The organism is Chimaeribacter californicus (genome assembly GCF_002858675.1).
Classification (GTDB): domain Bacteria; phylum Pseudomonadota; class Gammaproteobacteria; order Enterobacterales; family Enterobacteriaceae; genus Chimaeribacter; species Chimaeribacter californicus.
This window is the reverse complement of the sequence record NZ_PJZF01000008.1, coordinates 131,916-145,775: the sequence shown is the minus strand read 5'-3', so window position 1 is coordinate 145,775 and position 13,860 is coordinate 131,916. Positions and strand designations below refer to the sequence as shown.

Sequence of the window (13,860 nt, the reverse complement as noted above, 5' to 3'; positions counted from 1 at the left end):
TTCCGGCAACAGGCCGGTTGCGTCAGGCGCTGCCTTCCGGCACCCAGTCTGAGGCGAGCCACAAATGCAGCGTGGCGTAGGAACGGAACGGCTGCCAGCGCGCCGCATAGCGCGCAATCTGCCCCGGCGTCATGCCGGGGAAGCGCTGCTTAATCAGGTAGTCGCTGGTGAGGAACACATCCTGCGCCGCCCAGGCGCGCATCCCGATATAGCTGGCCGTCCAGGGGCCGATGCCCGGCTGCGCCAGCAACTGCCGCATGCCCTGTTCCGCATCCGGCACCGCGTCCACCTCCAGTTCCCCCTCTGCCACCGCCCGCGACAGCGCGATCAAACAGGCTGAGCGCCGCGCCTGCACGCCAATTGACCGCAGGTCATCCACCGTCAGGCGGGCAATTGCCGCCGGTTGGGGAAACAGCACGCTGAGGCGATCGTGCGGCATCTCCAGTGGGGTGCCCCAGCGCGCCGCCAGCCGTTCGGTGAGTGTTGCCGCCATCTTCACGCTCACCAGCTGGCCGAGGATGCCGCGCACCGTCTGCTCGTAGCCATGCACCGACCCGGCGAGCCGCAGCCCCGGCCGGTCAGCCGCCAGCGGCCCGAGCACGGCAGCGATTGCCTGCGGGTCTGCATCCAGATCCCACTGCCGCCGCACGCGCCGTACCACCTCCTCCCGTTGCGGATGGAGTGACGGCGACATGCGCAGCGCCAGCGCCGCCTCGCCCGGCACCGGGGCGATCTGGTAACAACCGGGCACGCCGCCGACCACCAGCGTGCGCTGGTAGTGGTGCGCGTCCCCCGCTTCTACCCCGGCAATGGCGCGCGTTTGCAGGAAGCCATGCACCAGCGCCCAGTCATAGGGCGGCGTATAGGGCAGCAGGAGGGTGTCGGGGTGCCACAGGGCGGAATCAGTCACAGGTGAACTCCTTTCAACGCAAAACCTTCAGTTAAGCTGCCCGGCCCCGCGCCTGTCAACGTCCCGCCCTCTATAAAAAAGGGCACCCGGAGGTGCCCTGCAACGCGGTCAGCGGTTACTCGAAACTGTAGGCCAGCGTCACGCCGCCGCCCCAGTTACGGCCGGGAGCAGGCTCAAAGTAGCGGCCGTTGCCCTCGTTGACGATCACCGATCCGACATAGTGCCGGTCAAACAGGTTATCCACGCGGCCGAACACGTCCAGCAGCCAGTTGCCGTGGCGGAACTTGTAGCCGGTGTTCAGCGCCGTTACGGCGTAGGACGGGGCCTGTTCGCTGTTTTCATCATTGACCTGGATATCGCTCATGTAGCGGATTTCGCCGCCTGCGTACCAGCCCTCCTCCGGCACCCAGCCCAGCGAGGCGTAGCCCATGTTACGGGCGATGCCCGGCAGGCGGTGGCCGGCGGTGCCGCTACAGACGCCCTCGCTGCACTGGTCATCCCGGTAGGTGGCATCCAGCAGCGTCCAGGCCATGTTGAGCCGCCACGCCTCACCGAACTGCTGATCCAGCGCCAGCTCCACGCCACGGCGGCGGGTTTTCCCGGCGTTGGTGTAGCTGGTGCGGCCGTTGCTGCTCTCCGCCACCACAATCTCGTTGCTGGTCTTGGTTTCAAACAGGGCGGTGGTAAACAGGCCGTTGCCGACGCGCAGTTTGCTGCCCAGCTCCACGCTGTCACTGGTGGCTGGTTGCAGCGCAAAGTTCAGCCCGGCCAGCCCGTTGCTGCGGTAGGAAAGCTCGTTGATGGTCGGCGTCTCCACGCCGCGCCCGGCGGAGGCGTAAAGGTTCCAGCCGTCGTTTACCGCGTACTTCAGCGAGCCGACCGGCAGCCAGCGGTGGTAGTTGGCGTCGCCGCTGTCATCGCCGTTGCCTGCCGTCACATAGTGGTCGTTGGAGTCAAAATTGACGGTGGTGTAGCGCACCCCGGCGTCCAGCGTCCATTTCGGCGTCAGCTTCCAGGAGGTTTGCAGGTAAGGGTCGAGGTTCCACATCAGGTTGCGCTCATTGCGGCGCAGGTTGCCCATGTTGCCCAGCTCGGTCACCCCATTGTTCTGCGTAAAGTTTTCATAGCCTTTGCGCTGCTCGGTCATGGTCTCGTAGTCCAGCCCGCCGGTCAGCGTGACCGGTACGCCCAGCTCGCCACGGTGCGTCCAGCGGGTGTCGATGCCTTGATAATGGCGCGTCAGGTCGATAACCCCGCCCGGCTGCTGCGGGTTGGCCTGGGTGCTGACCGGGATCGACTGGTACTGCGTGGTTTCGCGCTGCCCGGCGTAGGCCATGATGCTCAGGTCATCTTTCTCGCTCATCTCGCGCTGGTAGCGCAGCCCGGCCTGGGTCTGTGAGGTGGTTTTGCGGGTATTAAACTGCTCCACGGTGCGTACTACCTGGCGGGGGTTGTCATGCCACTGGGCGTTGGTGAGGCCGCCCGGGTCATCGGCGTCAATATCTACGCTGTTGAAAATCAGCGTCAGGGTACTGACATCATCAATGCGCACGCCGAGTTTGGCGTTGCCGAGGTTTTTCTGCGCGGCGCTGTGGTCGCGGTAGCCGTGGGTGGTAAAGCGGGTGGCGGAGACGGCGTAGTTGACGTCACCGGCCTGGGTGCCGTCGCCGGTGGCCCCGGTGGCTTTCACGCCGTAGCGCCAGCTGCCGTAACTGCCGTAGTACATGCCCGCCTCCAGCGTCGGGGGCTGGCTGCCGGTCACGGTCTCGACATTTACCACGCCGCCGGAAGCGTTGCCGTAGAGCGCCGAATAGGGGCCGCGCAGCACCTCGACACGGTCAACCGAGTTGAGGTCGATGTTGGAGGTGTAACCCTGCCCGTCCGGCATGGTGGCCGGGATGCCGTCCACATAGATGCGCACGCCGCGCACGCCGTACATGGAGCGCGCACCGAAGCCGCGCACTGACAGCTGCAAATCCTGCGCGTAGTTCTGCCGGTTCTGCACCTGCAAACCGGGCACCGCGCCCAGGCTCTCCGAGAGGTTGATTTCCGGTTTCGCCTGCCGGAAATCCTCCCCATTGACCACGCTGACGGCGGCGGGGGTGTCCAGCTCCGAGATGCCGGCCGGGGCCGGGGTGGCGGTGACCACCATGGTCTGTTCATCGTTATCCGCCGCCTGGGCAGCGGGGGGCAACCACGGCAGCAGGGCCGGGATCATCAGCGAGCAGGCAGAACGAGCAGTGAGTGGTTTTTTCATGAGGTATTGTGCGCCAAAAAGTAAAAATGAACCAAAGGGAACATAAACCGCCCAGCGTAATTCATCCCGGACACCGCGTGAACGGTTGTTTGCGTAACGTTAAGGCACGGTTGATAAAACCGTGTACCGGGCGGTATCAGGAGTATAGGCGCCGGGTAAAATAATCGCGGCTAATTTCACCCCATCACGGCAGGGCAGCGGGTTTGGCTTGCCCGGCGCGCCGCTCTCCGGTAAAGTCGCGCCCTTTTATTTGGCATGGGGGTAAGAGATGTTTATCGGTTTTGACTACGGTACGGCGAACTGTTCAGTGGCGGTAATGCGCGATGGCGATGCAGTGTTGCTGCCGCTGGAGAAGGAGACACCCTACCTGCCCTCCATGCTGGCCGCGCCGACGCGCGAGGCAGTCAGTGAGTGCTTACATCGTCACTGGCAGGTACCGACCGGCAGTGACGAAAACCAGCAACTGTTGCGCCGCGCCATCAACCTCAACCGCGAGGAAGACATCCCGGTCAATGCGGACAGCGTGCTGTTCGGGCTGGCGGCGCTGGCCCACTACGTGGAAGACCCGGAAGAGGTTTACTTCGTTAAATCGCCGAAATCCTTTTTAGGAGCCAATGGCCTGAAGCCGCAGCAGATCGCGCTGTTTGAGGATCTGGTGTGCGCCATGATGTTCCACATCAAGCGCCAGGCGGAGAACACGCTGCAACAACCGATCACCCAGACGGTGATTGGCCGCCCGGTCAACTTCCAGGGCACCGGCGGTGACGAGGCGAACCAGCAGGCGCAGGGCATTCTGCACCGGGCAGCGGCGCGCGCCGGGTTCCGGGACATCGCCTTCCAGTTTGAGCCGGTGGCGGCGGGGCTGGATTTTGAGGCGACGCTGACACAAGAGAAGACGGTGCTGGTGGTGGACATCGGCGGCGGGACGACCGACTGCTCGGTGCTGCTGATGGGGCCGACCTGGCGCAACCAGGCTGACCGCCAGCAGAGCCTGCTGGGCCACAGCGGCTGCCGCGTGGGCGGGAACGATCTGGACATTATGCTGGCCTTCCGCCAGCTGATGCCGCTATGCGGCCTCGGCAGTGAGACCACCAAAGGGCTGGGCATTCCGGCGCTGCCGTTCTGGAACGCGGTTGCGACGAACGATGTCCCGGCGCAGAGTGATTTTTACAGCGTGGCCAACGGCCGCCTGCTGCGTGACCTGATCCGTGACGCGGCTGACCCGGCACGCGTGCAGCGCCTGCTGAAGGTGTACCAGCAGCGCCTGAGCTACCGGCTGGTGCGCGCAGCGGAAGAGAGCAAAATCGCCCTCTCCCACGACGCCGAGATCCGCACCGCACTGGACTTCGTGGAAGCCTCCCTGAGCGAGCGCATCACCCAGCAACAACTGGGCGAGGCGATCAGCCAGCCGCTGGCGCGCATTCAGGAGCAGGTGACGGTGGCGCTGGAAGGCAGCGCCGTCACGCCGGACGTCATCTACCTCACCGGCGGCAGCGCCCGCTCCCCGTTGCTGCGCGCCGCGTTGCAGGCGCAGTTGCCCGGCATCCCGCTGGTCGGCGGCAACGATTTCGGCTCCGTTACGGCGGGTCTTGCCCGTTGGGCAGAGGTGCTTTACCGGTAAAAGAAGATCCGCCCCTACCTTTTCCTTACATACTCAAAGATTTGCAGTCTGGTGGGGGCGTAAAAATCATTGCCGAGTGGAGCCGCAGGGCCGGGTGAGCGGGCAGGACGCCCGCGAAAGTCGCAGCCACGCCGGGAGCGTGTCTGCGGCGGCCCGAACAGCCCGAAGGCGAAATGAGGGTACCCGCTACGCGGGCAATGATTCAGCCAGGGCACCCAAAGCGCGGGGATGCAAGGGGCGGGCGCTTACGCGCCCCTTGCGCGGTGGCGGCAGCGGGGCTGCAGAAAAATGCCGGCCGTATGCCAACGCAACCTTCTCCGATCTGTATATCGCACGCTATAAATGCCTGCGCCTACTCAGGCGCTAGTAGGCACTCGCCTGATCTAACGCCTGAATATCCCCCGCGTCCAGCGCCAGCCGCGCCGCCCCAGCCAGATCCTCCAGCTGTGCCAGCGACGTCGCGCTGACAATCGGCGCGGTCACGCTGGGCCGGGCGATCAGCCACGCCAGCGACACCTGCGTCGGGCTGACGCGGTGCTTCTCCGCAACCTGATCCAGCGCCGCCAGGATCTTCCGGCCGCGTTCATTCAGGTAGCTTTTCACCACGCCCTCGCCGCGTGCGCTTTTCCCGGCATCTTCCGGGCGGCGGTATTTGCCGGACAAAAAGCCGCTGGCCAGCGAGTAGTAGCCAATTACCCCAAGCTGGTTCGCCTGCGCCACCTGCTCCAGCCCGCCCTCGTAGCCCTGGCGGTCGTAGAGGTTGTACTCCGGCTGCAGCGTCTCATAACGGGCGATGCCCTGCTGCTCACTCACCTTCAGCGCCTCGGCCAACCGCTCTGCGCTGTAGTTGGACGCGCCGATGGCCCGCACCTTGCCCTCTTTAATCAGCGCGTCGAAGGTCGCCAGCGTCTCTGCCAGCGGCGTGTCCCGATCGTCATCATGGGACTGGTAAAGATCCACATAGTCGGTTTGCAGGCGTTTCAGCGAGGCGTCAATGGCTTCACGGATGTAGCGCGGCGACAGCCCCACTTTACCCTCGCCCATGGATTTGCCGACCTTGGTCGCCAGCACAATCTGCTCACGTTTGCCGCTTTTCTTCAGCCAGTTACCGATAATGGTCTCTGATTCGCCACCGTGGTTGCCCGGCGCCCAGTGGGAATAGACATCAGCGGTATCAATGAAATTCAGCTGATGGTCGAGCAAGGCATCCAGAATGCTGAAGGAGGTGTTCTGATCAATCGTCCAGCCAAAGACATTGCCGCCAAACGTCAGAGGAGGAACCTGAATACCGGAACGGCCCAATGTGCGCTGCTTCATGCTGATCTCCTTAGTGAGGTTATGGTTAACAGGCAAATTATTGCACAGGAAACGAAAGACCACAGGAACGAAATCGCCTGAGGTTATAACAACTTTCATATTTGCTACAGCCTGATACCCCCTGACACGCCCTGACATGGACTCCATATTTCCTTCATTTTTTCTGAGGCCTGGAGTCGCTACACTGCTACCCTATTGGCGCTATTATCCTGACTCTTTCATCACCTGAATCGGTTCGTCTGGACTCTGAACAACGGAGACTCTGTTCACTCCTATGAATGCATCCCTGAAACGACGTATCCCCCTGCGCCGCCTGCTGGTCTGGCTGGTGGTGTTGCTGGCCGCTTTTGCTGCCTGGCATTTTTTTATCGCTGAACCGCCTGCCGACCAGAGCGCAACGAACCGGCCGCAGGGCCGGGGCGGCCGCCATCAGGCTGCGCCGCCGCCGGTGCAGGCCGCGCCCGCGACCACCCAGAGCGTGCCGCACTACCTCATCGGGCTGGGCACCGTGACCGCCGCCAATACCGTGACGGTGAAAAGCCGGGTGGACGGCGAGCTGATGGCGCTGCACTTCACCGAAGGGCAGCAGGTCAAGGCCGGGCAACTGCTGGCGGAAATTGACCCGCGCCCCTATCAGGTGGCGCTGACGCAGGCCGAGGGGCAGTTGGCGAAAGATCAGGCGACGCTGGCCAACGCCCGGCAGGATCTGGTGCGTTACCAGAAACTCGGCAAAACCAACCTGATCTCCCAGCAGGAGCTGGATGCCCAGCAGTCGCTGGTGCGTGAGAGCGAAGGCAGCGTCAAGGCCGACCAGGGCGCGGTGGCCAGCGCCCGGCTCCAGCTGGACTACAGCCGCATCACTGCGCCGATTGATGGCCGCGTCGGGCTGAAACAGGTCGACATCGGCAACTACATCACCAGCGGCGACACCACCGGGCTGGTGATCCTGACCCAGACCCGCCCGATTGATGTGGTATTCACCCTGCCGGAAGACACCATCCCGACCCTGCTGCGGGCGCAGCAATCGGGCCGGGCCGTGCCGGTCGAGGCGTGGGATCGCACCAACACGGTGAAAGTGGCGGAAGGCGCACTGCTGAGCCTCGACAATCAGATCGATGCCACCACCGGCACCATCAAGATCAAGGCGCGTTTCAGCAATGATGACGGCATGCTGTTCCCCAACCAGTTCGTGAATGCGCGGGTGAAGGTGAACACCGTGGCCGATGCGGTGGTGGTGCCTGCCGCCGCCATCCAGATGGGCAATGACGGCAACTACGTCTGGGTGCTGGACGCCCAGAACCAGGTGAGTAAGCACTTAGTGACGCTGGGCACGCAGGACAGCCACCAGGTGGTGATCGCCACCGGGCTGAGCGCCGGGGCGCGCGTGGTAACGGACGGCATCGACCGCCTGAAAGAGGGGCTGAAGGTCGAGGTGCTGGGCAATGATGATGCCGCGACCCGCGCCGATGAACAAACAGATGCCGCCGCGCAACAGAGCCGCCGGCACCACCGTACCCCACCGGCCGCCGGGGGGCGCTCCTGATGCAGGTGATGCCCCCGGACCACAGCGGCGGCCCGTCCCGCCAGTTTATCCTGCGCCCGGTCGCCACCACCTTGCTGATGGTGGCGATTCTGCTGGCCGGGATTATCGGCTACCGCGCCCTGCCGGTGTCGGCGTTGCCGCAGGTGGACTACCCCACCATGCAGGTGGTGACGCTCTACCCCGGTGCCAGCCCGGACGTCACCACCTCCGCCGTGACCGCGCCGCTGGAACACCAGTTCGGCCAGATGGCCGGCCTGAAAACCATGTCATCGCAAAGCTCGGGCGGCGCGTCAGTGATTACGCTCCAGTTCCAGCTGACGCTGCCGCTGGATGTGGCGGAGCAGGAGGTGCAGGCCGCGATTAACGCCGCCACCAACCTGCTGCCGGACGATCTCCCCTACCCGCCGATCTACAGCAAAGTGAACCCGGCTGACCCGCCGATCATGACGCTGGCGCTGACCTCCGATGCCCTGCCGATGACGCAGGTTGAGGACATGGCCGAAACCCGTGTGGCGCAGAAGATGTCGCAGGTCAGCGGCGTCGGGCTGGTGACCATTTCCGGCGGCCAGCGCCCGGCGGTGCGCGTGGAGATGAATGCCGCCGCGGTGGCAGCGCGCGGGCTGGACAGCGAAGTGATACGCACCGCCATCAGCAACGCCAACGTCAACTCCGCCAAAGGCAGCCTGGACGGCCCGGCCCGCTCGGTGACGCTGGCCGCCAATGACCAGATGAAATCCGCTGAGGATTACCGCCAACTGATCATCGCCTACCAGAATGGCGCACCGGTGCGGCTCGGCGAAGTGGCGACCATTCACCAGGGCGCGGAAAACAGCAAACTGGCCGCCTGGTCCGGCACCAAACCGGCGATTGTGCTGAATGTGCAGCGCCAGCCGGGCGCCAACGTGCTGACCACGGCGGACAGCATCCGTGCGCTGTTGCCGTCGCTGCGCGCCAGCCTGCCCGCCTCGGTGGAGGTGACGCTGGTCACCGACCGCACCACGGCGATCCGCGCCTCGGTGAGTGATGTGCAATTCGAGCTGCTGCTGTCGATTGCGCTGGTGGTGATGGTGATCTACCTGTTCCTGCGCAACGCCGCCGCGACGCTTATCCCCAGCATTGCGGTGCCGCTGTCGCTGGTGGGTACCTTTGCCGCGATGTATTTCCTCGGTTTTTCGATCAACAACCTGACGCTGATGGCGCTGACCATCGCCACCGGCTTTGTGGTGGATGACGCGATCGTGGTGATTGAGAACATCTCGCGCTATATCGAACGCGGCGACCCGCCGCTCACCGCCGCGCTGAAGGGGGCGGGCGAGATCGGGTTCACCATTATCTCACTGACCTTTTCGCTGATTGCGGTGCTGATCCCGCTGCTGTTTATGGGCGACATCGTCGGGCGGCTGTTCCGCGAATTTGCGGTGACGCTGGCGGTGGCGATTTTGATCTCGGCGGTGGTGTCACTGACGCTGACGCCGATGATGTGCGCGCGGATGCTGAGCCACGAGGCGCTGCGCAAGCAGAACCGCTTCTCACGCGCCAGCGAGCGCTTTTTTGACCGGGTGATCGCAGGCTACGGCCGGATGCTGAAGGTGGTGCTCGGCCACCCGTGGCTGACGCTGGGCGTGGCGATCTCTACCCTGCTGCTGACCGCCCTGCTCTACCTGCTGATCCCCAAAGGCTTTTTCCCGGTGCAGGACAACGGCCTGATCCAGGGCACGCTGGAAGCGCCGCAGTCGGTGTCGTTCAGCAACATGGCCGCGCGCCAGCAACAGGTGGCGGCGATCCTGCTGCGTGACCCGGACGTCGCCGGGCTGACCTCGTTTGTCGGCGTGGACGGCACCAACGCCACGCTGAACACCGGCCGGTTGCAGATCACCCTGAAACCGCTGGACGAACGCGGTGACCGGGTGGACGCCATCATCCCGCGCCTGCAACAGGCGGTGGCGGGCGTGCCGGGCGTGCGGCTCTACCTGCAACCGGTGCAGGATCTCACCATCGATACGCAGGTCAACCGCACCCAATACCAGTTCACGTTGCAGGCGATGTCGCTGGAGTCCCTGAGCGAATGGGTGCCGCAACTGCTGGAGAAACTGGAGCAGGCGCCGGAGCTTCAGGAGGTGAGCAGCGACTGGCAGGACAAGGGGCCGGTGGCCTACGTCAACATTGACCGCGACAGCGCCAGCCGCCTCGGCATCAGCATGGCGGACATCGACAACGCGCTCTATAACGCCTTCGGCCAGCGGCTGGTCTCCACCATCTACACCCAGGCGAACCAGTACCGGGTGGTGCTGGGGCAGGACACCACCACCACGCCGGGGCTGGCGGCGCTTAATGAGATCTGGCTCAACGGCAGTGACGGCAACCGCGTGCCGCTCAGCAGCATCGCGCGGATTGAGCAGCGCTTCGGCCCGCTGTCGATCAACCATCAGGACCAGTTGCCGTCGGCGATGATCTCCTTCAACGTCAGCCCCGGCTACGCGCTGGGCGATGCGGTGCAGGCGGTGACGCAGGCGGAGCAGCAGCTCAGGCTGCCGGAGGACATCACCACCCGCTTCCAGGGGGCGACGCTGGCGTTCCAGGCGGCGCTCGGCAGCACGCTGTGGCTGATTCTGGCGGCGGTGGTGACGATGTACATCGTGCTCGGCGTGCTCTATGAGAGCTTTATCCACCCGGTGACCATCCTCTCCACGCTGCCGACCGCCGGGGTCGGGGCGCTGCTGGCGCTGATGCTGGCGGGCAGCGCGCTGGATGTGATCGCGATTATCGGCATCATCCTGCTGATCGGCATCGTGAAGAAGAACGCCATCATGATGATTGACTTCGCGCTGGCGGCAGAGCGCGATCAGGGCATGACGCCCTACGAGGCGATCTATCAGGCGTGCCTGCTGCGCTTTCGGCCGATTCTGATGACCACGCTGGCGGCGCTGCTCGGCGCGCTGCCGCTGATGCTGGCCGGCGGCGTCGGCGCGGAGCTGCGCCGCCCGCTCGGCATCTGCATGGTGGGCGGGCTGGTAGTGAGCCAGGTGCTGACGCTATTCACCACGCCGGTTATCTACCTGTTGTTTGACCGGCTGGCGCACCGCGCCCGCCCGCACCCGCAGGAGCCGCGCCCACAGTGAAATTTTTTGCCCTGTTTATCCATCGCCCGGTGGCGACCACCCTGCTGACGGCGGCGATTGTGCTGGCCGGTGTGCTGGGGTTCATCCGGTTGCCGGTGTCGCCGCTGCCGGCGGTGGACTACCCGGTGATCCAGGTCACTGCCTCGCTGCCCGGTGCCTCGCCGGAAACTATGGCGTCTTCAGTAGCGACGCCGCTGGAGCGGGCGCTGGGGCGCATCGCCGGGATCAACGAGATGACCTCGCGCAGTTCGCTCGGCAGCACCACCATCGTGATGCAGTTTGACCTCGACCGGAACATCGACGGCGCAGCGCGTGACGTGCAGGCGGCGCTGAATGCCGCGCAGAGCCTGCTGCCGAGCGGCATGCCGAACCGGCCAACTTACCGCAAGGCCAACCCCTCCGACGCGCCGGTGATGATCCTGACGCTGACCTCCGACACCTACAGCCCGGTACAGATGTATGACGTCGCCAGCACCCGGCTGGTGCAGAAAATCGCCCAGATTGAGGGCGTCGGGGATGTCACGGTGGGCGGCAGCTCGCTGCCTGCGGTGCGGGTGGCGCTTAACCCGCAGGCGCTGTTCAACCAGGGCGTGTCGCTGGATGAGGTGCGCGAGGCGATAAGCCAGGCCAACGTGCGCAAGCCGCAGGGCGCGGTGGAGTCCGGCGACCAGCGCTGGCAGTTGCAGGCCAATGATGCCCTGACCAAAGCGCGCGACTACCAGCCGCTGATTGTGCACTACCACAACGGCGCGGCGGTGCGGTTGCAGGATGTGGCGCAGGTGCAGGACGGCTCGCAGGATGTGCACAACGCCGGGATGAGCAACGCGAAACCGGCGGTGCTGATTCTGGTGCGGCGCACGGCGGATGCCAACATCATCGCCACCGTGGACCGGGTGCGGGCGGCGCTGCCCGCGCTGCGGCAGGCGGTGCCCGCCACCATGACGCTGGCGGTGGCGCAGGACAGATCGCCCACCATCCGCGCCTCGCTGCATGAGGTGGAGCAGTCGCTGATTATCGCGGTGGCGCTGGTGATTCTGGTGGTATTCCTGTTCCTGCGCTCCGGCCGCGCCACGCTGATTCCGGCGGTGGCGGTGCCGGTGTCGCTGATCGGTACTTTTGCCGCCATGTATCTGTGCGGCTTCAGCCTGAATAACCTGTCGCTGATGGCGCTGACCATCGCCACCGGCTTTGTGGTGGATGACGCCATCGTGGTGCTGGAGAACATCGCCCGGCACATTGAATCGGGCATGAAGCCGTTGCCCGCCGCACTGCTGGGGGTGAAAGAGGTCGGTTTTACCGTGCTGTCGATGAGCGTCTCGCTGGTGGCGGTGTTTATCCCGCTGCTGCTGATGGAGGGGCTGCCGGGGCGGCTGTTCCATGAGTTTGCCGTGACGCTGTCGGTGGCGATTGGGCTGTCGCTGGTGGTCTCCCTGACCCTGACGCCGATGATGTGCGCGCGCATCCTGCGGCCGCAGCCCCCGGCCTGGCCCGGGATGCCGCACCCGGAACCGCGCGGCCTGACCCGCTGGCTCAACCGGCTGCAACAGGCCTACGGCCGCTCGCTGAACCGGGTGCTGAACCATGCCCGGCTGGTGGGGTTGCTGCTGCTGGCCACCATCGGCCTCACGGTGTGGCTCTATATCAGCATCCCGAAAACCTTCTTCCCGGAGCAGGACACCGGCCGCCTGCTCGGCTACATCCAGGGCGACCAGAGCATTTCGTTCCGCGCGATGCGCCATAAACTGGAAGATTTTATGACGATTGTCGGCGCAGACCCGGCGGTGGAGAGCGTCACCGGCTTTACCGGCAACCGCGTCAACGTCGGCTCGATGTACATCTCGCTTAAGCCGATTGGCGAACGGCGGGAGAGCGCCCAGCAGGTGATCACCCGGCTGCGCGTCAAGCTGGCGAAAGAGCCGGGGGCCAGCCTGTTCCTGGTGCCGGTGCAGGACATCCGCGTCGGCGCGCGCCAGTCCAACGCCGGTTACCAGTTCACGCTGCTGGCCGACGAGCTGGACGACCTGCGCACTTGGGAGCCGCAGGTGCGGGCGGCGCTGGCGAAACTGCCGGAGCTGGAGGATGTGAACTCCGATCAGGAGGACAGCGGCGCGGAGCTGGGGCTGATTTATGACCGTGATGCTATGGCACGGCTCGGCATCAGCGTGGCGGACGCCAACGCCCTGCTGAATAACGCCTTCGGCCAGCGGCAGATTTCCACCATCTATCAGCCGCTTAACCAGTACAAAGTGGTGATGGAGGTGGCCGCCGCCTACAACCAGGACGTCAGCGCGCTCGACAAGATGTTCGTCACCAACAGCGACGGCAAACCAGTGCCGCTCTCCTACTTCGCCCGCTGGCAGCCGGCCAATGCGCCGCTGTCGGTGAGCCACCAGGGGCTGTCGGCCGCCTCGACCATCTCGTTTAACCTGCCGGACGGCGTCAGCCTGTCGGATGCCACCGCCGCGGTGCAGCGCACCATGACAGAACTGCGGGTGCCGCCCTCGGTGCGCGGCCAGTTCGCCGGCACGGCGCAGGTGTTCCAGGAAACACAGCGCTCGCAGGTGCTGCTCATCCTCGCCGCCATCGCCACCATCTACATTGTGCTGGGGGTGCTGTATGAGAGTTACGTCCACCCGCTGACCATCCTCTCCACCCTGCCGTCGGCCGGGCTGGGGGCGCTGCTGGCGCTGGAAGCGTTCGACACGCCGTTCAGCCTGATTGCACTGATAGGGGTGTTGCTGTTGATCGGCATCGTGAAAAAGAATGCAATAATGATGGTCGATTTCGCGCTGGAGGCGCAGCGGCGCGGCCACCTCACCGCACGTGAGGCGATTTTCCAGGCCAGCCTGCTGCGTTTCCGGCCGATTCTGATGACCACCCTGGCGGCGCTGTTCGGCGCGCTGCCGCTGGCGCTGACCCAGGGCGACGGCGCAGAGCTGCGCCAGCCGCTGGGCATGACCATCGTCGGCGGGCTGCTGGTCAGCCAGGTGCTGACGCTCTACACCACGCCGGTGGTCTACCTGTTTTTTGATCGCCTGCGTGCCCGCTTCCGCCCGCCCGCCGCGACCCTACGCCCTCAGGAGGAGAACTGAC

The 13,860-nt window shown here is 64.9% G+C and carries 7 protein-coding genes; 4 read left to right on the top strand and 3 right to left on the bottom strand.

Translation table 11 applies throughout. The features are described from left to right. Positions 1–22: 22 nt before the first annotated feature. Positions 23–910 (bottom strand): DNA-3-methyladenine glycosylase 2, encoded by an 888-nt coding sequence (alkA, locus tag CYR55_RS11495; protein ID WP_241522137.1) that lies wholly within the window; start codon positions 908–910, stop codon positions 23–25. Positions 911–1,025: 115 nt separating this feature from the next. Beyond that, the gene (gene pqqU, locus CYR55_RS11490) at positions 1,026–3,167 is read right to left on the bottom strand and encodes a TonB-dependent receptor PqqU (protein WP_101816277.1); all 2,142 of its coding nucleotides are present in this window, start codon (positions 3,165–3,167) and stop codon (positions 1,026–1,028) included. A 268-nt stretch (positions 3,168–3,435) separates the two neighbouring features. Between pqqU and yegD the strand changes: the two genes are divergently transcribed. Continuing rightward, entirely contained in the window at positions 3,436–4,788 is a 1,353-nt protein-coding gene (yegD, locus tag CYR55_RS11485) for a molecular chaperone (RefSeq protein ID WP_101816276.1), read from the top strand. A gap of 363 nt (positions 4,789–5,151) precedes the next feature. Here the strand turns inward: yegD and CYR55_RS11480 are convergent, their stop codons facing one another. Next, the gene (locus CYR55_RS11480; RefSeq protein ID WP_101816275.1) at positions 5,152–6,105 is read right to left on the bottom strand and encodes an aldo/keto reductase; all 954 of its coding nucleotides are present in this window, start codon (positions 6,103–6,105) and stop codon (positions 5,152–5,154) included. Between the two features lie 274 nt (positions 6,106–6,379). Here CYR55_RS11480 and CYR55_RS11475 point away from each other — a divergent pair, with 274 nt between their 5' ends. From CYR55_RS11475 to mdtC, 3 genes are read left to right on the top strand one after another with little or no spacing between them, the layout of a single operon-like run. Then, entirely contained in the window at positions 6,380–7,648 is a 1,269-nt protein-coding gene (locus CYR55_RS11475; protein ID WP_101816274.1) for an MdtA/MuxA family multidrug efflux RND transporter periplasmic adaptor subunit, read from the top strand. Beyond that, positions 7,648–10,767: an MdtB/MuxB family multidrug efflux RND transporter permease subunit gene (locus CYR55_RS11470; RefSeq protein ID WP_101816273.1), complete on the top strand. Its 3,120-nt coding sequence runs from the start codon at positions 7,648–7,650 to the stop codon at positions 10,765–10,767. Before CYR55_RS11475 ends, CYR55_RS11470 begins: the two co-directional genes overlap by 1 nt. Then, on the top strand, positions 10,764–13,859 hold the full coding sequence (gene mdtC, locus CYR55_RS11465) for a multidrug efflux RND transporter permease subunit MdtC (RefSeq protein ID WP_101816272.1): 3,096 nt from the start codon (positions 10,764–10,766) through the stop codon (positions 13,857–13,859). Before CYR55_RS11470 ends, mdtC begins: the two co-directional genes overlap by 4 nt. The last annotated feature ends 1 nt before the right edge of the window (position 13,860 follow it).